21 protein-coding genes are annotated in these 23083 nt (G+C 64.5%); 7 read left to right on the top strand and 14 right to left on the bottom strand.

Annotated elements, in window-relative coordinates:
• Positions 1-13 precede the first annotated feature (13 nt).
• A complete protein-coding gene (locus ACZ5Y5_RS00365) occupies positions 14-1330 on the bottom strand; it encodes a hemolysin family protein (protein WP_464809244.1) in 1317 nt (438 codons plus the stop codon).
• A 155-nt stretch (positions 1331-1485) separates the two neighbouring features.
• On the opposite strand from ACZ5Y5_RS00365, the gene ACZ5Y5_RS00360 reads away from it, so the two are divergent.
• A complete protein-coding gene (locus tag ACZ5Y5_RS00360) occupies positions 1486-2166 on the top strand; it encodes a YiaD family glycine zipper/OmpA-like lipoprotein (RefSeq protein WP_464809243.1) in 681 nt (226 codons plus the stop codon).
• A gap of 74 nt (positions 2167-2240) precedes the next feature.
• Here the strand turns inward: ACZ5Y5_RS00360 and ACZ5Y5_RS00355 are convergent, their stop codons facing one another.
• The 10 genes from ACZ5Y5_RS00355 to ACZ5Y5_RS00310 form a co-directional block, all read right to left on the bottom strand.
• Positions 2241-2858 (bottom strand): MarC family protein, encoded by a 618-nt coding sequence (locus ACZ5Y5_RS00355; RefSeq protein ID WP_464809242.1) that lies wholly within the window; start codon positions 2856-2858, stop codon positions 2241-2243.
• Complete coding sequence (locus tag ACZ5Y5_RS00350) at positions 2855-3511, bottom strand: YybH family protein (RefSeq protein WP_464809241.1); 657 nt, start codon at positions 3509-3511, stop codon at positions 2855-2857. The genes ACZ5Y5_RS00355 and ACZ5Y5_RS00350 overlap by 4 nt, the downstream gene beginning before the upstream one ends.
• Positions 3508-4401, bottom strand: coding sequence for a bifunctional methylenetetrahydrofolate dehydrogenase/methenyltetrahydrofolate cyclohydrolase FolD (folD, locus tag ACZ5Y5_RS00345; protein WP_464809240.1), 894 nt, complete (start codon positions 4399-4401; stop codon positions 3508-3510). Before folD ends, ACZ5Y5_RS00350 begins: the two co-directional genes overlap by 4 nt.
• 43 nt (positions 4402-4444) lie before the next feature.
• Positions 4445-4786, bottom strand: coding sequence for a DUF167 family protein (locus ACZ5Y5_RS00340; protein WP_464809239.1), 342 nt, complete (start codon positions 4784-4786; stop codon positions 4445-4447).
• Positions 4783-5073, bottom strand: a complete 291-nt coding sequence (locus tag ACZ5Y5_RS00335) for a YggT family protein (RefSeq protein ID WP_464809238.1) — start codon at positions 5071-5073, stop codon at positions 4783-4785. The genes ACZ5Y5_RS00340 and ACZ5Y5_RS00335 overlap by 4 nt, the downstream gene beginning before the upstream one ends.
• 181 nt (positions 5074-5254) lie before the next feature.
• A complete protein-coding gene (argB, locus tag ACZ5Y5_RS00330; RefSeq protein WP_464809237.1) occupies positions 5255-6172 on the bottom strand; it encodes an acetylglutamate kinase in 918 nt (305 codons plus the stop codon).
• Between the two features lie 213 nt (positions 6173-6385).
• Positions 6386-7900, bottom strand: a complete 1515-nt coding sequence (locus ACZ5Y5_RS00325) for a Ppx/GppA phosphatase family protein (RefSeq protein WP_464809236.1) — start codon at positions 7898-7900, stop codon at positions 6386-6388.
• A gap of 5 nt (positions 7901-7905) precedes the next feature.
• Complete coding sequence (locus tag ACZ5Y5_RS00320; RefSeq protein WP_464809235.1) at positions 7906-10044, bottom strand: RNA degradosome polyphosphate kinase; 2139 nt, start codon at positions 10042-10044, stop codon at positions 7906-7908.
• Between the two features lie 7 nt (positions 10045-10051).
• Positions 10052-10687: a P-loop NTPase family protein gene (locus tag ACZ5Y5_RS00315; protein ID WP_464809234.1), complete on the bottom strand. Its 636-nt coding sequence runs from the start codon at positions 10685-10687 to the stop codon at positions 10052-10054.
• Complete coding sequence (locus ACZ5Y5_RS00310; RefSeq protein ID WP_464809233.1) at positions 10684-12021, bottom strand: heavy-metal-associated domain-containing protein; 1338 nt, start codon at positions 12019-12021, stop codon at positions 10684-10686. The genes ACZ5Y5_RS00315 and ACZ5Y5_RS00310 overlap by 4 nt, the downstream gene beginning before the upstream one ends.
• A gap of 104 nt (positions 12022-12125) precedes the next feature.
• On the opposite strand from ACZ5Y5_RS00310, the gene purM reads away from it, so the two are divergent.
• From purM to nadB, 5 genes are all read left to right on the top strand, one after another.
• Positions 12126-13220, top strand: a complete 1095-nt coding sequence (purM, locus tag ACZ5Y5_RS00305) for a phosphoribosylformylglycinamidine cyclo-ligase (protein ID WP_464809232.1) — start codon at positions 12126-12128, stop codon at positions 13218-13220.
• A 107-nt stretch (positions 13221-13327) separates the two neighbouring features.
• The gene (gene purN, locus ACZ5Y5_RS00300) at positions 13328-14278 is read left to right on the top strand and encodes a phosphoribosylglycinamide formyltransferase (protein ID WP_464809231.1); all 951 of its coding nucleotides are present in this window, start codon (positions 13328-13330) and stop codon (positions 14276-14278) included.
• 76 nt (positions 14279-14354) lie between these two features.
• Complete coding sequence (locus tag ACZ5Y5_RS00295; protein WP_464809230.1) at positions 14355-15284, top strand: ABC transporter ATP-binding protein; 930 nt, start codon at positions 14355-14357, stop codon at positions 15282-15284.
• Between the two features lie 35 nt (positions 15285-15319).
• Positions 15320-15721 carry an endonuclease domain-containing protein gene (locus tag ACZ5Y5_RS00290; RefSeq protein WP_464809229.1) on the top strand — a complete coding sequence of 134 codons (402 nt, stop codon included), beginning with the start codon at positions 15320-15322 and terminating at the stop codon, positions 15719-15721.
• Between the two features lie 8 nt (positions 15722-15729).
• Positions 15730-17334: an L-aspartate oxidase gene (nadB, locus tag ACZ5Y5_RS00285; protein WP_464809228.1), complete on the top strand. Its 1605-nt coding sequence runs from the start codon at positions 15730-15732 to the stop codon at positions 17332-17334.
• Here the strand turns inward: nadB and ACZ5Y5_RS00280 are convergent, their stop codons facing one another.
• Positions 17335-18180 (bottom strand): alpha/beta fold hydrolase, encoded by an 846-nt coding sequence (locus tag ACZ5Y5_RS00280; RefSeq protein ID WP_464809227.1) that lies wholly within the window; start codon positions 18178-18180, stop codon positions 17335-17337.
• 159 nt (positions 18181-18339) lie between these two features.
• Here ACZ5Y5_RS00280 and ACZ5Y5_RS00275 point away from each other — a divergent pair, with 159 nt between their 5' ends.
• Positions 18340-19485: a serine hydrolase gene (locus ACZ5Y5_RS00275; protein ID WP_464809226.1), complete on the top strand. Its 1146-nt coding sequence runs from the start codon at positions 18340-18342 to the stop codon at positions 19483-19485.
• Positions 19486-19492: 7 nt separating this feature from the next.
• Here ACZ5Y5_RS00275 and ACZ5Y5_RS00270 read toward each other — a convergent pair whose 3' ends face one another.
• Positions 19493-20317, bottom strand: coding sequence for an SGNH/GDSL hydrolase family protein (locus ACZ5Y5_RS00270; protein WP_464809225.1), 825 nt, complete (start codon positions 20315-20317; stop codon positions 19493-19495).
• Positions 20318-20372: 55 nt separating this feature from the next.
• On the bottom strand, positions 20373-22973 hold the full coding sequence (metH, locus tag ACZ5Y5_RS00265; protein ID WP_464809224.1) for a methionine synthase: 2601 nt from the start codon (positions 22971-22973) through the stop codon (positions 20373-20375).
• Positions 22974-23083: the final 110 nt, after the last annotated feature.

Below are 23083 nucleotides of genomic sequence, written 5' to 3'. Positions count from 1 at the left end.
CCCGGCGGGGCAGTCACCGCTCCGCCACCAGCAGCTTGTCGATTTTGCGTCCGTCCATATCGACGATCTCGAATCGCCATCCCTGATCATCGACGAAATCGCCTACCTCGGGCAGTCGCTTCAGCAGCCAGAGCGCATGGCCCGCGACAGTCGCATAGTCCCGGTCTTCCGGCAGGTCGATGCCAATCCGGTCGGCGAGCAGATCGACCGGCATCTGCCCCGAAACGAGCAAGCTGCCGTCCTCGCGCTCCACGACATCCGGCTCGTCATGGGCATCCCGGTCCGACGCGAAATGGCCCGCTATCGCGGACAGCAGGTCGGCGGGCGTCGCGATACCTTCGAAATGGCCATATTCATCATGGACCATCACCATCGGCACATCAGCGCGGCGCAGCACTTCCAGCGCATCCATGGCGTCGACCTGATCGGGGACGACCTCCACCCGGCGCATCAGCGATTCGAGGTTGAGCGTGTCTCCGCGGAACAGAGCGGTCATGATGTCGCGCGCCTGGACGACGCCGATAATATCTTCGACCGTGCCGCGACCCACGGGCAGGCGCGTGTGCGGGGTTTCCAGCAATCGCGCACGGATCGTTTCATCATCGGCACTGATGTCGATCCAATCAACGTCCATGCGCGGCGTCATCACTTCCCGCACCGGGCGGTCAGCCAGGCGCACGACGCCAGAGATGATGGCGCGCTCGCTCTCCTCGATCACGCCCGACCGGCTGGCCTCCGCGACGATCAGGTGAAGTTCCTCGGCCGTCACATGGCTGTCGGATTCGCGCGTCATCCGCAACAGGCGGAAGATCAGCGCGCTCGACCCGTCCAGCACCCAAACGACCGGCGCAGTCAGCTTCGCCAACCACAGCATCGGCGTCGCCATCACCACCGCAATGGGCTCAGGCGCGCGCAGGGCGAACTGCTTGGGCACCAATTCCCCGATGATCAGCGAAGCGTAGGTGGTAAGGCCGATGACCAGCGCAAAGCCGAGATTAGCAGCGCTGTTGGGCGACAGGCCCAGCCCCTGCAGCCGCTCACCCACGGGCCCGCCCAGGCTGGCGCCCGAATAGGCGCCCGCAACGATGCCGATCAACGTGATGCCGATCTGAACGGTGGAAAGGAACTTGCCCGGATCGCTCGCCAGCGCCAGCGCCGTCTGCGCGCCGCGTCGTCCGGCTTTCTCCATCGCCTGCAGTCGCGGCCTGCGGGCGGACACGATCGCCAGTTCCGACATGGCAAAAACGCCATTCAACGCCACCAGCGCCAGGATGATGACGAGATCTGCCCAAGGGAAGGGCGTCGGAGCGTGCGGGGGGATCGTGGCCATGGCGGTCAGCTACGCCCTATAACCCTGTTTCTTACAATTTCACAACCGCCGCATCACCCGTCGTTCAGTTCGCTTGTGGAACAAAGGACGGCGCTCGACCATTTGGGGGTGCATCCGATCCATTCGGGCGCACGATAATAAGGGAACTCAAATCTATGCGGATTTCTCATCGCATCATGGGCGCGGCGGGTTTGGCCGCGATGCTGGCGACAACGGCTTGCACGACCGATCCCAACACCGGACAGCGGCAGATTTCGAAGGCGGCGATCGGCGGCATCGGCGGCGCACTGGGCGGCTATCTGCTGGGCGACCTGGTCGGCGGACGGCGCGACCGGACGGAAAAGATCCTCGGCGCGGGCATCGGCGCGGTCGCGGGTGCGGGCATCGGCGCCTATATGGACGCGCAGGAACGCAAGCTGCGTGAGGAAACCGCGGGCAGCGGCGTCGATGTGATCCGCGATGGCGACAATCTGGTGCTGCGCATGCCGTCCGGCATCACCTTCACCACGGACAGCGCCGCCGTTCAGCCGCAGTTCCGGCCCACGCTGGACGATGTGTCGTCGGTGCTGGCCCAATATCCCAAAACCTATATCGACGTATATGGCCACACCGACAGCGACGGGGCCGACGCCTATAACCAGACGCTGTCGGAACGCCGCGCCCAGTCCGTGGCGGATTATCTGACCAGCCACGGCGTCCAGTCGGCACGTATCGCAACGCGCGGCTTCGGCGAAACCCAGCCGATCGCCTCCAACGCAACTGCCGAGGGCAAGGCCAGCAACCGCCGCGTCGAAATCAAGATCGCGCCGGTCACGGAAAACGACGTCAGGGCGTAAATTGCCTTCTGTGCCGAGCGAAGTCGAAAAGCCGCACATTGCGTTTCGACTTCGCTCGTCACGAACGGGGCGAGCTAGAAACTCGCCTTCAACCCATCGATCACGAACTGCGCCGCCAGGGCGGCCAGCAGGACGCCGAGCAGTCGGGTGATCACCGCTTCGATCTTGCTGCCCAGCAGCGCCATGATCGGCCCGGCCGCCAGCAGCGATCCCAGCATTAGCGCCAGAGTCACCAGCACCGCGCCCATCACGACCAGCCGCTCGGTCAGCCCCTCGGCCTGCGACATCAGCAGCATCACCGTGGCGATCGATCCCGGCCCCGCGATCATCGGCATCGCCATGGGAAAGACCGACACATCCTCCACTTCGGGCGTCTCGGCGATCTTGTGCGCCCGGTCCTCGCGCCGCTGCGTGCGCTTTTCAAACACCATGTCCATCGCGATGATGAACAGCATGATGCCGCCCGCGATGCGGAAACTGTCGAGCGCGATGCCGAGCAGCCCCAGCAACTGCTTTCCCCACAGCGCGAAGATCAGCAGGATTACCGCCGCTATGCCCACCGCGCGGATCGCCATGACCCGTCGCTGGGCATGGCTGGCGCCGGTCGTCAGGCTGGCATAGATGGGCGCACAGCCCGGCGGATCGATGACCACGAACAGCGTCACGAAGGCGGAGATGAAAAGCTCGGTCATGCGCCGGGCGCCGCCACCTTGTCATCGATCACGACGTCATAAGCGCTGCCATTCCACGCGCGCACCATGACATGGCGGCTGCCATCTGTGGCGACATCAGCGCTCCAGATCAGGCTGTCGTCGGCAGGCGGCGCGGGCTTCTTCGCTCCAGGCGCGGGCCGGGCTTCCGGCCCATGCTCCCGCCGCTTGCACGTCGCCACTTTCCCCACCAGAAACTCCGGCGCTGCACGCGCGGCAGTCAGGGTGTCGCCATGGTCGAGGACCCATTTCCACGCGCCATTCTTGTCGCGCCGCCAGATGGTCGTGAAATAGCCGACTGAACCGTCCGGCCGCTGCCAATTGCCCGTGCTGGCGGCCAGATTGCCGTCGCAGGACACATGGATGACGGACGGCGTCCAAGTCACGGGCTTCGGCGGATCGGCCCGGCCCTTGAGCCATTGTTTCGCGAGTACGCGTTGCGGCACGAACATCACCGCATCCTCGGCGGCGGTTTCGCGGAAGGCGGTCCACTGCCCCTTGTCCCGCGCCAGGCGATTGAAGGCGATCTCGGCGGCAAAGACCGAACTCGGATCAGGCTGATACCGCATCGGCGGCCGCGCGGCCACCAGCCCTACGAGGCTGGCCGCGATCAGAACCGCCCGCGCTGGCTTCACAGCCCCTCCGGCTTTGCCAGCCCCGCACGCGCATGCGCGGCGACCAACGTGTTGCGCAGCAGTACCGCGATCGTCATCGGCCCCACCCCGCCCGGCACCGGCGTGATCGCCCGGACATGGGCCAGCGCCTCGGCCGTGGCGACGTCGCCGACGATCCGGCTCTTGCCGTCCTCCGTATCGGTGACGCGGTTGATGCCGACATCGATCACCGTCGCGTCCGGCTTGATCCATTCGCCCTTCACCATCTCGGCCCGGCCGACCGCCGCCACCACGATATCAGCCCGGTGCACGACCGAGGCCAGGTCCCGCGTCCGGCTGTGCGCGATGGTGACGGTGCAATTTTCGGCGAGCAGCAGCTGGGCCATCGGCTTGCCCACGATGTTGGATCGGCCGACGACTACCGCTTCCATCCCCGTCAGGTCGCCCAATTCATCCTTCAGCAGCATGATGCAGCCAAGCGGCGTACAGGGCACCAGCGCATCCTGACCCGTCGCCAGGCGGCCGGAATTGACGACATGAAAGCCGTCCACGTCCTTGGCCGGGTCGATCGTGCCGATCACCGCCGCTTCATCGATATGGCCAGGCAGGGGCAACTGGACCAGGATGCCGTCCACCCGATCATCCGCGTTCAGCTCTTCGACCAGATCGAGCAGCTCTTCCTCGCCGATGCTGGCGGGCAACTTGAACTCCAGGCTTTCCATGCCGGCTTCGACCGTCATCTTGCCCTTGTTGCGGACATAGACGGCGCTCGCCGGGTCCTCGCCCACCAGCACCACGGCCAGGCCCGGCTTGCGGCCGGTGCTTTTGACGAAGGCAGCGACGCCGTCCGCCACCTTGCCCCGCAGCGTGGCGGCGAATGCCTTGCCGTCGATGATCTTGCCGATGGTCATGCTGCCTCAACCCGTCCCTTGATGATGGTAGAAAGCCGCGGAGTCAGCGATGCCGCATTTCCCGAGTCGTCAGATCATTCAATCTGACTTGGAAATGCTCCTGCGCCAACGCTTCACCGCCGCCCTTGATCCGCAGCCGCTTTAGCCGGTTGCTGTCGCCGGATTCCAGCGAAATCGCGCTGCGCGGCCATTCCAGCTCTTTGGCGAGCAAGGCGATCAGAGCCGCATTAGCCTTGCCCTTTTCCGGCACGGCGCGAACGCGCGCGCCCAGCCAGTCAGCGCCCTTCTCGTCGGTCCACTTTCCGCTCAAATCCTCCCGCGCGGCGCCGGGCGTCAGGCGGACGGACAGCAGCAGGTCGCCCCCGTCCTGCCGCCAGACGCTCACACCAGCCCGAACAGCGGCGGTAATATGGCCTGACGGATGATGAGAATGGCGAGCAGCACGACCATGGGCGACAGGTCAAGCGCCCCCAGATCGGGCATCACCCGCCTGATCGGATTGTAGATTGGCGCGGTCATGCGATCGAGCGCGATGATGACCGTGCGCACCACATCGCTGGAGGTATTGATGACGTTGAAGGCGATCAGCCAGCTCATGATCGCCTGAATGATGATGATCCACCACAGCACATCGAGCAGGATGACGATGATCTGATAGAGCGCGTAGGCCATGCCGTCTCCAAATTGACTGCGGATGCTCTAGCCGAGGGGGACAGCAGGCGACAAGGCTTAGCGAAGGATTTGCTGCCCCTCCCTTCGTCATGCCAGCGGAAGCTGGCATCTCTGTCCCCAAAGACACAGCCCAACCGCAGGAGACCCAAGCTTTCGCGGGGATCACGAAATGTCCGGCAACTTACCGGCGCACTAAAGTGCCCGCACCGCGCTTTGTGAAGATTTCGAGCAGCATCGCATGCGGCACCCGGCCGTCCAGGATGACGGCAGCGTCCACCCCGCCCTCGACCGCCTTTACGCAGGTTTCGAGCTTCGGGATCATGCCGCCGCTGATCGTTCCGTCCTGCTGCAGCACCTTGATGGCTGCGGGGTCGAGGTCGGTCAGCAACTGGCCCTGCTTGTCGAGCACCCCCGCCACATCGGTCAGCAGGAAAAAGCGCGACGCCTGCAGCTCGGACGCGATCGCGCCAGCCATCGTGTCCGCATTGACGTTATAGGTATGCCCATCCGCACCGATGCCCACCGGCGCGACCACCGGGATGATTCCGTTCTGCGACAGCGTGTCGAGGATGGAGCGGTCCACCTTCACCGGATCGCCGACAAAGCCCAGATCGACATTGCGCTCGATCCCGGAATTGGGATCAGCTTCCCGCTTGCCCAGCACCTTTTCGCACAGGACCAGCCCGCCGTCCTTGCCCGAAATGCCAACCGCGCGACCGCCCGCACCAGCGATCCAGCCCACAATTTCCTTGTTGATGGAACCAGCCAGGACCATTTCCGCGACCTGCGCGGTTTCCTTGTCGGTCACGCGCAGGCCGCCGACGAACTGCGACTCGACACCCAGCTTCTTCAGCATCGCGCCGATCTGCGGGCCGCCGCCATGAACGACGACGACATTGATGCCGACCGCCTTCATCAGCACCACGTCTTCGGCAAAATCGCGCGCGGCTTCGGGATCGCCCATGGCATGGCCGCCATATTTGACGACAAAGGTCTGCCCGGCATAACGCTGCATATAAGGCAGCGCCTCAACGAGGGTTTCAGCCTTGGCGAGGAGCGCGGGATCGGGGGCGTGCTTATTATTCATGCGCGCGCGCATAGGGCCTAATGGGTGCGGGGGCAAGTTTTGGGCTGTTCTGGTTTCGCGCAGAGGCGCAGAGGGTGGGGAGAAATAAGAAACTACAGCCGTTCGGGCTGAGCCTGTCGAAGCCCACTCCTGTTGTTGAATGCATAGCCCCTCGACAAGCTCAGGGCGAACGGAAACATGGGCGGCCTATCTCGGGGCCCTCTGCGTCTCTGCGCCAAACTTAAATCACCAGGCCATCCGATATTTGACCCCCATGGCCTGCGCCAAATGCCGCTGCCGCCGTTCGACCGCTTCGCCGAACAGGTCCGCGTCCACATTCCGTAGCCGCAGCTCCAGCGTATCGCCGACCATCTCCAGCTTCGACGCCAGCAACGGTCCCTCGACCCCGCCCGACAGCCGCTGACCCAGCCGGATGGCCAGCCCCCAAAGCGCCGCCCGCTTCAGCGTCGCACCGGACGCCAAGCCCTCGACCGAAGGCGGAGCCGTGACCCCGCCGCCGAAATTGCTGTGCAGCGCCTGCGCCAGCATCGCCCGTTCAGGTGCGGTGATGCCGACCCAATTGCTGTGCAGCGCAATCTCTACGCCACGCTCGGCCCGGAAATCGGGGTTCGCCCGCCAGCCCACATCGGCGAGCAGGCAGGCCGCGCGGCGGATGCGCCGCCAGCTTGGCTCGTCATCCTCGAACAGCGGCGCGATCCAGCGTTCGATCATGTCGCCATGACCGGCGAAGCGCCCCTGCGCTTCCCCTTCCGCCTCGGCCGCGACTAGCAGCGGGTCGTGTGCGCGAATCTCCGGCGGCAGATCCTCGAACAACAGTCCTTCGCGCAGGCCATAAGCCGACACGATCAGTTCGCTCGATTTCAGCTGCCGCACCACGACCGACAGCAACGCGGCGGCGTCCGGCAGCGTCGGCACGCGCGATCCGGTCATCGCCGGAATATCCTTCAGCCGTGCGCGGCCGACATGCGACACGATCCGGGTCAGCTGCTCCGCGCGCGACGCGGGCATGGCATATTGATGCACCACCGGCAGCGGGAAATGGGTGAGCTGCATGTCGAACCGGGCAAGCGCGCGCCATGACCCGCCCACCAGATAGAAAGGCACGCCCGGCTCGACGACCCAGCCCGCCTTCTCCAGCATCTTCTTCACCTGCCGCTCCAGCACCGCAGGCCCTTTCGCCCGGATCTGGGGCAGGCGCAGCACGCCCAGCGGCAGGGAGATGGTTTCATGCACCCCGCCATCGCGCACCCGCGCCAGTTCCAGGCTGCCACCGCCCAGGTCCCCCACCACGCCATTCGCGCCGGGGATGCCAGACAGCACGCCATAGCCCGCCGCAATCGCTTCCTGCGCACCGGAAAGCAGCTCGACCTTCAACCCGATCGCATGGGCGCGCCGGATGAATTCCTCGCCATTCGCCGCGTCGCGCACGGCTGCGGTGGCAACGCAACGGACGTCCTGCACCTCCATTTCACGGCAGAGATGAGCGAAACGCCCCACGGCGCGCAGGCCGCGCTCCATCGCTTCCGGCTCGATGCGCCCGGTTTTCCCAAGCGACGCACCCAGCCCAGCCATTACCTTTTCATTGAAGAGGATGAACGGAATCCGGCGCGGCCCGTCATACACCACCAGCCGTACGCTGTTGGACCCGATGTCGATGATCGCCGTGCGCGCCTTGGCATGCTCTGGCGATGTCGCCATCGTCTCGGCGATGGCGCGCACCTGGCTCAGCATGGAATTCATGCGCGTCAGGCTCGCCCGCGCAAACGCAGCGTCGGGACGGCCCCGCTATCCAGCGCCGCACCCCGGCCCGACAGCGATGGATTGGTCATGAAATAGCGGTGCAGGTTGAACGGCCGGTCGCTTGCGGTCACGCGATCATAATGACCATCGCTGTCCAGCACCCAGCTTTGTTCGGTATCGATGAGGTTCGCCACCATCACCTGGTCCAGAATCTGGTCATGCACCGTCGGGTTTTCCACAGGAGCCAGGAATTCCACACGCCGGTCGAAGTTCCGGGGCATCCAGTCGGCCGAACTGATGAACACCTTCGCGCCGTTGTTGGGCAGCGCCTTGCCGTTGCCGAACGCGGTGATGCGGCTATGTTCCAGGAAGCGGCCGACGACCGACTTCACCCGGATATTTTCCGACATGCCCGGCACGCCCGGACGCAGGCAGCAAATGCCGCGCACGATGAGGTCGATCTGCACCCCGGCATTGCTGGCGGAATAGAGCTTTTCGATGATCGCAGGATCGACCAGCGAGTTCATCTTGGCCCAGATCGTACCGGGCCGCCCGGCGCGGACATGCACAATCTCCGCATCGATCAGTTCGCACAGCCGATTGCGCAGGTCGCGGGGGCTCATGACCAGCTTTTCCAGCGCCTGCGGCTCGACATAGCCGGTGATGTAGTTGAACAGCGCCGCCGCATCGCGGCCATAGGCCGGGTCGGCGGTGAAGAAGCTCAGGTCCGTATAAATGCGCGCCGTGATCGGGTGATAATTGCCGGTGCCGAAGTGGCAGTAGGTGCGGAACGCCTCGCCCTCACGCCGAACGACCATCGATACCTTCGCATGCGTCTTCCAGTCGATGAAGCCATAGACCACCTGCACGCCCGCGCGTTCCAGCGCGTCAGCCCACATCAGGTTCTGCTCCTCGTCGAACCGCGCCTTCAGCTCGACCACGGCCGTCACCGACTTGCCCGCCTCCGCCGCGTCGATCAGCGCACGGATGATCGCGGACTGCTTACCCGCGCGATAGAGCGTCTGCTTGATCGCAACGACATCCGGGTCGCTGGCCGCTTGTTTCAGGAACGAAACGACCACATCAAAGGCTTCATAAGGGTGATGGACCACAATGTCCTTCGCCCGGATCGCCGCAAAGCAATCCCCGCCATATTCACGGATTCGTTCAGGGAATCGCGGCGCATAGGGTTCGAACTTCAGGTCGGGCCGATCCTCATCGACCACGCCGGAAAGGTCGCCGATGCCGACAAAGCCCTCGACCTCCGCGATGATCGCCTCATGCCCCTGAAGCATGTCCTGCAGCATCTCCTCGACCGGCTCGGGAATGCGCTCCTCGATCTCCATGCGGATCACGCGCCCCCGCCGCCGCCGCTTGATGGCGCTGCGGAAATAGCGGACCAGATCCTCCGCCTCTTCCTCAATCTCGATATCGGAGTCGCGGATGATGCGGAACACGCCGCTGTTGCGCACCCGGTAACCGGGGAAGAGATCGCCGGAGAAACGGCGGATCACCGCCTCCAGTGCCATATAGCGCGCCGGGCTACCAGGCATCCGCACGAAGCGGGCCAGCGAGGATGGGATCATCACCAGTTCGCGGATCGGCTGCTTATCGGACAGCCGCTCCAGGTCGAAGACGATAGACAGCCCCTGGTTGGGGATGAAGGGGAAGGGATGCGCCGGGTCGAGCGCCTGAGGTGTCAGGATAGGAAAAATCTGCGACAGGAAATGTTCGCGCAGCCAGTTTTCGCAGCTCTCATGGAGCGGGCTGGCCGGTCCGATCACCTCGATCCCCACCTGCGTCAGTTCGCCGTGCAGCGCGCCCCACACCTTCTGCTGCGCCGCCATCAGCCGCGTCGTTTCCTCGGCGATCGCGCCCAGTTGCTGCGCCGGGGTCAGTCCGTCGGCGGAACGCATGTCCACATCCTGCAGCTGCTGCCCCTTCAGCCCCGCCACGCGCACGCTGAAAAACTCGTCCAGATTCGCGCCCGAAATCGACAGGAAGCGCAGCCGCTCAAGCAGCGGATGCTGCCGGTTCATCGCCTCCTCCAGCACGCGCTGGTTGAACGCTAGCCAGGACAGCTCCCGGTTGAAATAACGGTCGCTGGGAAGTGTCAGGCTGGCAGAGGGATCAGCTTCGGCCACATGTCTCTCACGTTGATGAGGTGTGCGGATCATCCGGCACTATAGGCAAGAATCCGGCCGCTTGCAGGGCCTCTTTCGCCATAGCGACAGAAATCTTACGTCCCGATGACAGCGCCGCCTCGTTCAGCAGCCGCGTAACCTGCGCGATCGCGGCATAGCTGCGTTCGATCCGGCGCAGCAGCCAGTCGGGCAGATCGGCCGCATAATTGGCGCCCATCGCCCCCAGCGCGCGTTCGATCAGCGCGCGGGCGAGCGGCTCATCGGGTTCCGCAATCTCGACATGCGGCGCGGCGGCAAGGCGCGATCGCAGGTCAGGCAGAGCTACGTCCCACAGCGTCGGCGCGCGCGATCCGATCAGCAGCAGCGGTCTGCCACTGGTCTGCGCATCGTTCCAGGCGTTGAAAAGCAGGCGATCCTCCTGCCCTTCGGCATCGTCGATCACCCTACCGCCGCTCATTGCGGCGAAGCGACGCCCCAGCATCGAGCGACCCGAAAATGGAGGCCCGCTCAGCACGCTCGTCGCCAGCGGCCAGTCCCGCCAGCCTTCCAGATGGCGGACGGCGACGCTGTTGGCATCGCTGACCAGGAAGTCCCCGTCCGTCCCCTGCCCCGGCCATTCAAATGGCAGGCTGATCTGGCTCATTGCGGCGGTGCTGCTCCTGCAGGCGCTGCGCCCCCGCGCCGGATGCGCAGCGCGGAACCCGAACCGGAAACGGTAAAGCCCCGTGCCTGAAGCGCGGCGCGCAGGGCATCGGCGGTTCCGTCGAAGCTCACCTGCATGACCGATGTGCCACCCAGCGCCAGGCTGCTGGTGATCGCCGACCGCACGCCCAGGATAGACCGGATCGCCGCCTCGCCCTGCGCGACCGATCCGGCATCCGGCGTGTCGAACTGTATCGAGAAGCTGCCTGTCGTCGCCGCAGGTGTCGGCGCTTCGAGCGTTTCCACCGGCACATCCGTCGCATTCTCGATCGCCAGCGCGTCCGGATCGACCGGCTCCTCGATGATGAGCGAGGGGTCGGGCCGCAGGCGCCCGTCATTGAGGGCGGCGGTGTAAAGCTGGTCGATCCGACGCGTGGCCTCGTCCAGCATCTGCGGGATCGCGCTTTCGGCCGACGCGCGCAGCGAGAAGCTGCCGATCAGGCGATCGTCCGGGCCATAGCGCGCAGTGAAGGTGCCGGTGACAGGGCCGCCCGGCCATTGCCGCTCCAGCCGCGCGATCGGCACGACCACATCGGCCGCGCCATATTGGTCGAGCAAGACGCGCCACCAAAGACGCCCGCGACGGCCCACCTGCCCGGCATTGAGCAGAACCGGATCGGCGATCGATCCGCTCACACGCACATAATCTATGGCGCTGTCGCCGGTGCGGAAACGCGCCCAGGCTTTCTGCCATTCATTGATCCGCTCGTAGGACACGGCCGATCCCCCGTCCCACAAGACGGGGATGACCAGCAACGGCGGCGACCGCATGACATGGCCGGAAACACCCAGTAGCTGGCCGGTGCGCGCGCGGTCGAACAAAATGCCCAGCGTCGCGACATAGCGGGTCGGCCCGATCTGCTCATATTCGATTTCGACGCCGGAAATCATGCCTTCCAGCTGCGAATCGGAAAGGTTCGGCACGCCCGCCGCGCCATGGGTGCGCGTCCAGAGCATGCGCCAGCCCTGCCGCTGCGCCAGCCGCCATCCGGCAAGACGTGCGCTATTGGCGTCCTTGCCCAGCACATCAACCTTGATTCCGCTCACCTGATAGTCGCCGCCGCTGGCGATCGGGGGAACGCCGCGTTCCCCTTCCATCTGCGCGAACAGCGCCGCCGCAGCGAGGCCGAGGACGATCGCGCCCAATATCTGCGCGGGACGCGACAGCAGGCGAAGCAGCTGCAATGGCCGGAAATTCAGGCGGGGCAAGGCAGGGGACAGGCTCACGCGCGCCCTTTTGGCGGGATTTCCCCCATCTGCCAAGCGGCAACCCATTTCCCGTTCCGTTTTCCCCTCACTTGCACTCTTTTCGGCTGGTCGCATTTTCCGAGCCGCCAGATGTTTCCATCTGGCTCGAAAATGCTCTAGTGCGCGCGGTCATGAGCGACACCGAATCCTACAGCTACGCCAAGGCTGGCGTCGATATCGCCGCGGGCAACGCCCTGGTCCGCGCCATCGCCCCTCTTGCCAAGGCGACGCGCCGCCCCGGTGCTGACGCCGAACTGGGCGGCTTTGGCGGCTTCTTCGACCTGAAAGCCGCTGGCTATGACGACCCGCTGCTGGTCGCGGCCAATGATGGCGTGGGCACCAAGCTGAAGCTCGCCATCGACCATGATCGCCATGACGGCGTCGGTATCGACCTGGTCGCCATGTGCGCCAACGACCTCATCGTCCAAGGGGCGGAGCCGCTCTTCTTCCTCGACTATTACGCGACGGGCAAGCTGGAGAGCGGCGTCGCCGAGCGTGTCATCGCTGGCATCGCCGAAGGTTGCCGTCAGGCCGGTTGCGCCCTCATCGGTGGCGAAACCGCCGAAATGCCCGGCATGTATGCGGCGGGCGACTATGACCTCGCAGGTTTCTGCGTCGGCGCGGTGGAGCGTAGCCAAGCGCTGACCGGCAATAAGGTGAAGGCAGGCGATGTGCTGCTCGGCCTCACCTCCTCGGGCGTGCATTCCAACGGCTTCTCGCTGGTCCGCCGCCTCGCCGCGGACAAGGGCTGGAAGCTCGACCGCCCAGCGATCTTCGATAATGAAGTGCTGCTGATCGACGCGCTGATGGCCCCGACCCGCATCTATGTGAAGGCGCTGCTGCCACTGGTGCGCGGGGGCAAGATCAATGCGCTCGCCCACATCACCGGCGGCGGCCTGCTGGAAAACATCCCGCGCGTCCTGCCCGAAGGCTGCCATGCCGTGGTCGATGCCGATGGTTGGGAACAGCCGCGCCTCATGGCCTTCCTCCAGGCGCAGGGCAATATCGAGCCGCAGGAAATGGCGCGCACCTTCAACTGCGGCGTTGGCATGGTGCTGGCGGTGGATGCGGACGTTGCCGATGCCGTGGCGGCTGAGCTGGAAGCCGCGGGTGAAACCGTCGTGCGCGTCGGCGTCGTGGAAGCGGGCGAAAAGGGCTGCACCGTCAAGGGAAGCCAGGAAACCTGGAGCGCAAAAGCCGCCTGGACCGCCACGCACCTAGGGTGATAGTCCCCCTCCCGCCTGCGGGAGGGGTCAGGGAAGGGCATGTTGCAGGGGTCGGCCTAACAGGCCCTCCCCCGCCCCCTCCCGCAAGCGGAAGGGGAGTTCTCCTTATGTCAAAAGCCAAGGTCGGCGTTCTCATATCCGGACGCGGGTCCAACATGGCGGCGCTGCTCTACGCCGCCAAGCATCCGTCCTGCCCGTATGAAATCGTACTCGTCGCCGCCAACGACCCGCAAGCCGCTGGCCTAACCCTCGCACAGGCGGAAGGCATCCCCACCTTCGCGCAAAGCCACAAGGGTCTGAAGCGCGCCGAGTTCGACCAGATCATCGATGCGCAGTTGCGCGAGGCGGGCGCCGAATATGTCGCCCTCGCCGGTTACATGCGCCTGCTCTCGCCGGAGTTCGTCGACGGCTGGGCAGACCGGATGCTCAACATACACCCCAGCCTGCTCCCCAAATATAAGGGCCTAGACACCCACCAGAAGGCGCTGGACGCGGGCGACAGCCATGCCGGTTGCTCCGTCCATGTCGTGACCAGCGAACTGGACGATGGGCCGGTGCTTGCCCAGACGGAGGTCGCCATCCTGCCCGGCGACACCGCCGACACGCTGGCCGCCCGCATCCTCATCGCGGAGCATCAGCTCTATTCCCGCACGCTTGCCGACTTCGTGACCCGCGAGCGCCAGCCCGAATGGCTGCTGAACAAGGTCCGCGAACACGCCCTCGCCCTGCCCCAGGCGGATGAGGTCACATCGCACGGCATGCCCTGCTTCGGCATCGAAAAGGGCAAGAAGTTCGCCTATTTCAGCCAGGATCATCACGGCAATGGCATCACCGCCCTGCTGGTCAAGACGACCGCGCCGGAAGAACAGGCAATGCTGATCGACAGCGACGCCGCGCGCTATTTCCGCCCGGCCTATTTCGGCGACGGCTGGGTCGGCATTCGCCTCGACCTCGGCGACACCGATTGGGACCATATCGGGGATCGGCTACACAAAAGCTGGCGCGAGGTCGCTCCCAGGAAGTTGCTCGGCCTCATGGATATCGCCGAGGATTTCTGACCGGCCTTCTAAGGAAAATCTGTTCGGACAATCAGTCTCTTTCCATAGCCGCACCTGATCCCCATAAAGATCAGCCATGACCGACACCAGCCCAGCCCCCGCCATAGAGATCACGAACCTCACCAAGGTCTATGCAGGCGGCAAGCGCGCCCTCGACAACATCAACCTGTCCATCCCGCGCGGCCAGATTTACGGCCTGCTCGGCCCCAATGGCGCGGGCAAGTCTACGACGATCAACATCCTCGCTGGCCTCGTGAACAAGACCAGCGGCACCGCGAGGATCTGGGGCTTCGACATCGACCAGAACCCGCGCAATGCCAAAAACTCGATCGGCATCGTGCCGCAGGAAATCGTTTTCGACCCCTTCTTCACGCCCTTCGAGACGCTGGAAAATCAGGCCGGCTATTATGGCGTGCCCAAGGACCGCCGCCGCTCGCTGGAACTGCTGCGCGCCGTCCATCTGGAGGACAAGGCGCACGCCTATGCCCGCACCCTGTCAGGCGGCATGAAAAGGCGGCTGCTGGTGGCGAAGGCGATGGTGCACAGCCCGCCGATCCTGGTGCTGGACGAACCCACTGCCGGCGTCGATGTGCAGCTGCGCCAGCAGCTCTGGGAATATGTGCGTGAACTTAATGCGCGCGGCGTGACGATCGTGCTGACGACCCATTATCTGGAAGAGGCCGAGGAGCTGTGCGACCGCATCGGCATCATCAACCATGGCCGCGTCATCACCGACAAGCCCACGCGCGAGTTGATCGCCATGGCGCAGGAAAAGGTGGTGCAGGTGACCGTTGACCGCGACATAACCTCCACGCCTGACGCCCCCTGCTTCGAAAAGGTCGAACTGTCCGATCCCCGCACGCTAACGATCACCTACATGAAAGACCGCGCCAACGCCGGACAGGTGTTGAGCGCCGTGCAGGCGAGCGGCCTCTCCATCGTCGACGTGGTAACACGCGACCCGGACCTGGAGGATGTGTTCCTCCACCTGACAGCGGCTGCGTGATAGAGAGCCCTAATGTTCCCCCTCCCGCTGGCGGGATGGGGCTAGGGGGTGGGCAGGCGCAACCTTTCAAACGACGCGACACAGCGCGCGCCAAGGCATTGAGAAACGCTGCTCCCACGCCAGAACGCCTCCTATGGCAACAACTCCGCGCCCGCAAACTTGGCCACAAATTCAGCCGCCAGATGCCCATCGGCTCTTACTTCGCAGACTTTCTCTACCGCGAATTGAACCTCATCATCGAAATAGACGGATCGAGCCACGACCATGGCGTTGATTATGATGCCCGCCGAGAAGATTACTGTCGCTCCCTAGGCTATCAAATCTTGCGCTTTTCAAATGCCGATGTGATGGAAAACCTTGAAGGCGTCGTGTCGCATATCCAGGCGGCGCTTGCGCAGGCCCACCCCCAGCCCCTCCCGTCAATGGGAGGGGAGTAAGGTTTCGAATGCCCACCACCTCCCATGACGTTGTCATCATCGGCTCCGGCGCCGCCGGCCTCACCGCCGCGATCAACCTTGCGCAGGATCGCAAGGTGGTGGTGCTCGCCAAAGCCGCGCTTGACAGTGGGTCGACCAACTGGGCGCAGGGCGGCATCGCCGCGGTACTCGACGCCGGTGACAGTTTCGAGGCGCATGTCCACGACACGATGGTCGCGGGCGCTGGCCTCAACAATCGCGAAACGGTCGAGTTCGTCGTCTCCGAAGCCCCTGCCGCCATCGACCGGCTGGCGGAACTCGGCGTGCCCTTCAACGGGGGCGAAGAGTTTGGCGAACGCTGGCACCTGACGCGGGAGGGCGGGCACAGCCATCGCCGCATCGTCCATGTCGATGACGCCACCGGCCATGCCGTACAGGTCGCCCTGCTGAAGGCCGCCCGCGCCAATCCCAACATCACGCTGGTGGAAGACATGGTCGCGATCGACCTCATCACCAGCCGCCATGGGGAGAAATATTCCGGCGACGGCCATGTCTGGGGCGTCTACGCCTTCAATAAAAAGACCAGGCATGTCGATGCGCTGCTTGGGAAGGCGACGATCCTCTGCACCGGCGGGGCAGGCCGCACCTATCTTTTCTCCACCGCCCCGCGTGGCGCGACCGGCGACGGCATCGCCATGGCCTGGCGCGCGGGTTGCCGCGTCTCCAACATGGAGATGAACCAGTTCCACCCGACCTGCCTCTACAATCTGGAGGTCAAGAATTTCCTGATCACCGAAGCCGTGCGCGGCGAAGGCGGGCACCTGAAGCTCCCCCCCGGCGTTCCCGGCGGCGGAGAGCGCTTCATGCCTCGCTTCGACCCGCGCGCTGAGCTCGCTCCGCGCGACGTCGTCGCCCGGGCGATCGACCATGAGATCAAGCGCCTTGGCCTCGACTATGTCCATCTCGACATCAGCCACAAGCCGCCGGAATTCGTGCGCACGCACTTCCCCACCATCTATGCGCGGCTGCTCGATCTCGACATCGACATCACCAAGGAACCGATCCCGGTCGTCCCGGCGCAGCATTATACCTGCGGCGGCGTAGTGATCGATCTCGACGGCCGCACCGACCTGCCCGGCCTCTATGCCGCTGGCGAAGTCACCGAAAGCGGGCTGCACGGCGCGAACCGCCTCGCCTCCAACTCGCTGCTCGAATGTTTCGTCTTTGGCGAGACGGCCGCCCGCCACATTCGCGCCCATTGGGATGAACTCCCCTCCCCCCCGCCGATCCGGCCGTGGGACGAAAGCCGCGTCACCAACAGCGACGAAGAGGTTATCGTCCAGCATAACTGGAAGGAAATCCGCCGCTTCATGTGGGACTATGTCGGCATCGTCCGCACCACCAAGCGGCTGGAGCGCGCGCAGCACCGCATCGACCTGCTCGCCAAGGAAGTCGACGAATATTACGGCCATTTCCGCGTGACGCCCGACCTGATCGAGCTTCGAAACCTGCTGGAGGTCGCGCGGCTCGTCGTCCGATCGGCGCTGCGCCGCAAGGAAAGCCGCGGCCTACACTATACGCTCGATTATCCCGACATGTTGCCCGAAGCAGTGGATACCGTGCTGGCCCCCTGATCAGGGGCTCAGAAAGTCCCTGACCGTCGCTGCAAAGCGCGCAGGCTGGTCCGCCATGACGACATGCCCGCTGGGACCGATCGGCACCAGCCGCACGCCCTTCTTCGCGGCATAAGCAGCTCGGAAGGTGCGCCCGATCGCACTGGCCTGCGCAGGGTCGCTGCCCACCGCATAGACCACCTGCATCGGCGCATCGATCCGCCCAAGCTGCGGCCCCAGGTCGATATTGGCCAGGTCCCGCAGCGCATTGGTGATGACGTCAGGGTCGCTCCCTTTCGCGCCCGGAGCCTGCGCGAGTATCTGCGCCAGATAGGCGCGGCCCGCCTTGGTCCCGGTAAAATACTGGCCCAGCTGATCGGCCAGATAGCCCATGCCCTGCGCCGTGCCGCCCACCATGGCCGCACCCTCCGGCAGCATGTCCACCACCATCAGCCGCCCAACTACGCCCTTCAACCCCAGCATCATCGCCAGCGTACCGCCCATGGAATGGCCGATGACCGCCGGACGCACCAGCCCCGCCGCACTCGCATAGCGGGCGATCTCATCGGCTAGCGGCTGCACCAGCGGCCCGCTGGCATTGGCGTCCGCCGCCAGCCCGGCAAAGCCGCGCACATGCACCAGATGCCAGCGATAGCCCGGCACCGCCGCCATCAACCCGTTCCAAAGCCCCGGCCCACTCGCCAGGCCAGCGATCAACAGCACGTCGCGCCCGGCGCCCCGCACCGTCACCGCGATCCGCCGCGACGTGAAGGGCGCGGCAGAAGCCGTCCCGCCCAGCATCAACCCACCAGCCGCCGCAACGCCGCTCAGCAGCAGCGTCCGTCTATCCACACATGCTTCGGTCATCGCACCCTCATCACCCGTCGCGGCTTAACCTTAACTGAGCGCAAGAGGCACCTTCGTTCAGACTCCTTACATCGCAATTGTGGAATCATTCGTCGCATGAACCTTGTCAGCGAAAAGGCCCGCGCCACGAAGGAGGGGTGGGAGAGCGCGGGGACGCAAATGAGTGATGGAAATAACGGGCGCGGGTTGCGCCCCGATGGCGGTTCGTTCCGCCTTGTCTTGTTGATGGCGGCGCTGTCGGCTTGTGTCAGCGCGCCGGTAGAACCCCAGGCCAGAACGCCGCAGCGGGTGCAGCCGACCACATCAACCTATCCGGTCAAGCCGGTCGCGAATCCGCCCAAGCCCTTCCAGGCGCTGAACGTCGACCAGCGCGAAACGCCGCCTCCTGCCCTCGTCAGCGTAGTGCGCAACCTGGGCCAAAGCTTCAACGGCAAGGTCGGTATCGCCGTCCGCCGCGTCGGCAGCGACTGGACCGTGGCGTGGAACGGCAACGCCCTCTTCCCGCAGCAGAGCGTGTCGAAGCTCTGGGTATCGATGACCTTCCTCGACGCGGTCGATCGCGGCAAGATCCGCCTGACCGACACCACGACGATCACGCGCAAGGACCTTACCCTCTTTCACCAGCCCACCGCCGCACTGGTCGGGAACAGCGGCTGGACGACCAGCTATTCCGACCTGATGCGCCGCGCCATGACGCAAAGCGACAATACCGCCAACGACACGCTGCTCCGCGCCGTCGGTGGTCCCGACGCGGTGCGCTCCTATCTTGCCCGTCACTATATCAAGGACATCCGCTTCGGCCCCGGCGAGCGGCTGCTGCAGGCGACGACCGCCGGGCTGGAATGGCGGCAGGATTATTCGATCGGCCGCAACTTCTACGCCGCGCGGGAGAGGGTTCCGATGGGCGCGCGCGTGAAGGCGCTCGACAATTACCTCGCCAGCCCGCCAGACGGCGCGGCCCCCTCCTCGATCGTGAACGCGCTGGCGAAGCTCAAGGAAGGCAGCATGCTCTCCTCCGCTTCCGCCCAATTGCTGATGTCGATCATGAGCGAGGCGAAAACCGGCCCGCAACGGATCAAGGGCGGCGTGCCCGCAGGCTGGCATTATCTGCACAAGACCGGCACTGGCCAGATCCTGGGCGCGCGCTCGACGGGCTTCAACGACGTCGGCATCATGACCGCGCCCGACGGCACCAGCTATGCCGTCGCGGTGATGATCGGCAGCACGACCGAGCCCATCCCCTCACGCTGGCAGTTGATGCAGGCGGTGGCCAAAGCGGTCGCGGCGAACCACGAGAAGCGGTGACGCAGCCTTAACGATCAAGCATCCTGTCGAGCGCGACTGAGATCGCCGTCATGCCCGGCAGCGTGGGATGATAGGGCGCGCTGACAGGCTTGCCCCCTTTCACCGGATAGCCGTTCATCCACGGATCCCGTGCGCAAGCATCATGACCGGCAGTCAAGCGCGAAGCGGCAAGGGTCGATGAGCCGGTCTCCTGAGCCACGCGCGCGGTCAGTGCCGCTAGCCGCTTCGCTATCGCCCGCGCCATGCCGGCATCTTGAGGAGAAAGGGGAGTGGCGGCACAGAGGCGTTTTTCCGGGAGGACTACAGGATAATCGACCCATATCAGCTGCGCCTTAGGCGCGCGCTGCTTCACCTCGGCCGCGATACGGCGTAAGGCAGCCTCCAGCTCCGTCCATCTTTCTTCCTTGGGCGGTAGAGCGGCTGGACAGCGAGCGCCGCTCGCCGAATTCACCTGACGGCAGGATGCCGACATCAAACCGCCGATATAGCTGACATCATTGCCGCCAATCGTGATGGTGACAAGCCGCGTTTCCGCCGTCAGCGCTTCGATCTGCGGGCGTATGCCTGCCCAACCGTCGAGCACGCCGCTGGTCGTCGCTCCACTGCAACTGACATCGACTAGTTCCAACCCGCGCCGCTTTGCAAGCTGCTGCGCATAGTTGTTTGCGGAGCGGGCGCACATGGCCGGTTTGCTATTCGCGGAAGGCGCAATGCCCGGCCCAGCGGCGAAGGAACTGCCCATCGCCACATAGACCGCTCCAGGAGCAATGCCGCCATAGCGCCGAATGTCCTCGCCATGGACGCAACCGGAAATGACAGCAGCGAATCCCAACAGGAGAAAGCGAGGCAAAGAAGATTTGATTGTCCGCATTCGCCGACCCGCTCCTTCAATCCAGATTGGGCCGCAGCCAGCGCTCCGCCGTTTCCAGGTCGATCCCGCGCCGCTGCGCATAATCCTCCAGCTGGTCACGCCCGACCCGCGCCACGCCGAAATATTCCGCCTGCGCATGCCCGAAATAGAAACCGCTGACCGCCGCGGTCGGCAGCATCGCAAAGCTCTCCGTCAGCGTGATGCCGGTCGCATGGTGCGCATCCAGCATGTCGAACAGCAGCGGCTTCAAACTATGCTCCGGACAGGCCGGATAGCCGGGTGCCGGACGGATGCCGCGATACTGCTCCTTGATCAGCGCCTCATTGGTCAACTGCTCGCCCTCGGCATAACCCCACAGCGCGGTGCGCACATAATGATGCAGCCGCTCGGCAAAGGCTTCCGCCAGACGGTCGGCCAGCGCCTTCAATAGAATGTCGGAATAGTCGTCGATCGCATTCTTGAACCGCGCCAGATGCGGCTCGATCCCATGGATCGACACGGCAAAGCCGCCCATCCAGTCGCCATTGGGGCTGATGAAGTCGGCAAGGCACATATTCGCCCGCCCTTCCCGCTTGGCGATCTGCTGACGCAGCATCGGCAGGCGCATATGCTTTTCATCCTCGACATGGACGATGATGTCGTCGCCCTCACGGCGGCACGGCCACAGCCCGGCCACGCCCCGCGCGGTCAGCCACTTCTCCTCGACGATCCGCTCCAGCATCTTCTGCGCGTCGTTGAACAGGCTGGTCGCGCTCTCGCCCACCACTTCGTCGGACAGGATGGCGGGATAATTGCCCGCCAGCTCCCACGCCCGGAAAAACGGGGTCCAGTCGATATAGTTGATCAGGTCCTTAAGGTCCCAATCGGGGAAGCTGTGAATGCCCGGCAGTAGCGGACGCGGCGCCTTCAGGCTCTCGTCCAACTCAAAGGCGTTGGCGCGCGCGTCCTCGATCGACAGCAACTGGCTCAGCCCCTTGCCCTCGCGCGCCTTCCGCACATGCTCATAATCATCCTTCGTCTTGTTGACGAAGTCATCCTTCTGCGTCTCTGACACCAGCGCCGTCGCCACGCCCACGGCGCGGCTGGCGTCCAGCACATGCACCACCGGCCCGTTGAAGGCCGGGTCGATGCGCAGCGCCGTATGCACCCGCGATGTGGTCGCGCCGCCGATCAGCAGCGGCATAGTCATGTTGGCGCGCTGCATCTCCTGCGCCACCGTCACCATCTCGTCCAGCGAAGGCGTGATCAGACCCGAAAGCCCGATCATGTCGGCATCATGATCGTTCGCCGCTTTCAAAATGTCCTGCCACGGCACCATCACGCCCATGTCGACCACGTCGAAGCCGTTGCACTGGAGCACGACGCCGACGATATTCTTGCCGATGTCATGGACGTCGCCCTTCACGGTCGCCATGATGATCTTGCCCTTGCCCTTGGCGCCCGGTTCCTTGGCCGCCTCGATGAAGGGCAGCAGATGCGCCACCGCCTTCTTCATGACGCGCGCGGACTTCACGACCTGCGGCAGGAACATCTTGCCCGCCCCGAACAGGTCGCCCACGACATTCATGCCGTCCATCAGCGGGCCTTCGATCACCTCGATGGGCCTCACGGCCGCGAGGCGGGCTTCCTCGGTATCCTCGACCACATACATGTCGATGCCCTTGACCAGCGCATGTTCCAGCCGCTTGGCGACCGGCCAGCCGCGCCATTCCTGCGCCGCCTTTTCCGACGCTGCATCCTTGCCCTTATAGCTTTCCGCCAGCGCGACGAGGCGATCGCCCGCCTCGGGGTCGCTGTTCAGCAGCACATCCTCGCACGCCTTACGCAGCGCCGGATCGATCGCATCATAGACGTCGAGCTGCCCTGCATTGACGATCGCCATGTCGAGACCGGCGGGAATGGCGTGGTAGAGGAAGACCGAATGCATCGCCCGTCGCACCGGCTCATTGCCACGGAAGGAGAAGCTGAAGTTCGACAGCCCGCCCGAAATATGGACATGCGGGCAGCGCGCCTTGATCTCGCGACACGCCTCGATGAAGTCCACGCCGTAATTATTATGCTCCTCGATCCCCGTCGCCACCGCGAAGATATTGGGATCGAAGATGATATCCTCCGGCGGAAAGCCGATCGACATCAGCAGCTTGTAGGCGCGCTCGCAAATCTCGACCTTGCGGTCCTTCGTATCGGCCTGCCCCGTCTCGTCAAAGGCCATGACGACCACCGCCGCGCCATAGGCCATACACAGCCGCGCATGATGCAGAAAGGCTTCCTCGCCCTCCTTCATGCTGATCGAATTGACGATCGGCTTACCGCTGACGCATTTCAGCCCTGCCTCGATCACTTCCCACTTCGAACTGTCGATCATCACCGGCACGCGGCTGATATCCGGTTCTGACGTCATCAGCTTCAGGAAGGTCGTCATCGCCTCGACGGCGTCGAGCAGGCCCTCGTCCATGTTGACGTCGACGATCTGCGCGCCATTCTCCACCTGATCGCGCGCGATGTCGATGGCAGCGGCGTAATCGCCCGCCATGATCAGCTTCTTGAACTTGGCCGATCCGGTGACGTTGGTGCGCTCACCGATGTTAACGAAAGTGGCGGTGGAGGTTTGGGTCATATCCCGATCTCTAATCCGTTCGGGCTGAGCCTGTCGAAGCCCTTCCCTTATCTTCTAAGAAAGTGAGGCCCTTCGACAAGCTCAGGGCGAACGGAGGAGAGTTACCTCCT

Source organism: Sphingobium sp. TomTYG65 (assembly GCF_055395525.1).
This window is presented reverse-complemented; position numbering and strand designations above follow the sequence as displayed.

What these genes read in the sequence shown, in the direction of transcription:
- ACZ5Y5_RS00365 (WP_464809244.1), bottom strand. Translation starts at nt 1,330, where the DNA reads ATGGCCACGATCCCCCCGCACGCTCCGACGCCCTTCCCTTGGGCAGAT.
- ACZ5Y5_RS00360 (WP_464809243.1), top strand. Translation starts at nt 1,486, where the DNA reads ATGCGGATTTCTCATCGCATCATGGGCGCGGCGGGTTTGGCCGCGATG.
- ACZ5Y5_RS00355 (WP_464809242.1), bottom strand. Translation starts at nt 2,858, where the DNA reads ATGACCGAGCTTTTCATCTCCGCCTTCGTGACGCTGTTCGTGGTCATC.
- folD (WP_464809240.1), bottom strand. Translation starts at nt 4,401, where the DNA reads ATGACCATCGGCAAGATCATCGACGGCAAGGCATTCGCCGCCACGCTG.
- ACZ5Y5_RS00335 (WP_464809238.1), bottom strand. Translation starts at nt 5,073, where the DNA reads ATGGCCTACGCGCTCTATCAGATCATCGTCATCCTGCTCGATGTGCTG.
- argB (WP_464809237.1), bottom strand. Translation starts at nt 6,172, where the DNA reads ATGCGCGCGCGCATGAATAATAAGCACGCCCCCGATCCCGCGCTCCTC.
- ACZ5Y5_RS00325 (WP_464809236.1), bottom strand. Translation starts at nt 7,900, where the DNA reads ATGAATTCCATGCTGAGCCAGGTGCGCGCCATCGCCGAGACGATGGCG.
- ACZ5Y5_RS00315 (WP_464809234.1), bottom strand. Translation starts at nt 10,687, where the DNA reads ATGAGCCAGATCAGCCTGCCATTTGAATGGCCGGGGCAGGGGACGGAC.
- ACZ5Y5_RS00310 (WP_464809233.1), bottom strand. Translation starts at nt 12,021, where the DNA reads ATGGGTTGCCGCTTGGCAGATGGGGGAAATCCCGCCAAAAGGGCGCGC.
- purM (WP_464809232.1), top strand. Translation starts at nt 12,126, where the DNA reads ATGAGCGACACCGAATCCTACAGCTACGCCAAGGCTGGCGTCGATATC.
- purN (WP_464809231.1), top strand. Translation starts at nt 13,328, where the DNA reads ATGTCAAAAGCCAAGGTCGGCGTTCTCATATCCGGACGCGGGTCCAAC.
- ACZ5Y5_RS00295 (WP_464809230.1), top strand. Translation starts at nt 14,355, where the DNA reads ATGACCGACACCAGCCCAGCCCCCGCCATAGAGATCACGAACCTCACC.
- ACZ5Y5_RS00290 (WP_464809229.1), top strand. Translation starts at nt 15,320, where the DNA reads ATGGGGCTAGGGGGTGGGCAGGCGCAACCTTTCAAACGACGCGACACA.
- nadB (WP_464809228.1), top strand. Translation starts at nt 15,730, where the DNA reads ATGCCCACCACCTCCCATGACGTTGTCATCATCGGCTCCGGCGCCGCC.
- ACZ5Y5_RS00280 (WP_464809227.1), bottom strand. Translation starts at nt 18,180, where the DNA reads ATGACCGAAGCATGTGTGGATAGACGGACGCTGCTGCTGAGCGGCGTT.
- ACZ5Y5_RS00275 (WP_464809226.1), top strand. Translation starts at nt 18,340, where the DNA reads ATGAGTGATGGAAATAACGGGCGCGGGTTGCGCCCCGATGGCGGTTCG.
- metH (WP_464809224.1), bottom strand. Translation starts at nt 22,973, where the DNA reads ATGACCCAAACCTCCACCGCCACTTTCGTTAACATCGGTGAGCGCACC.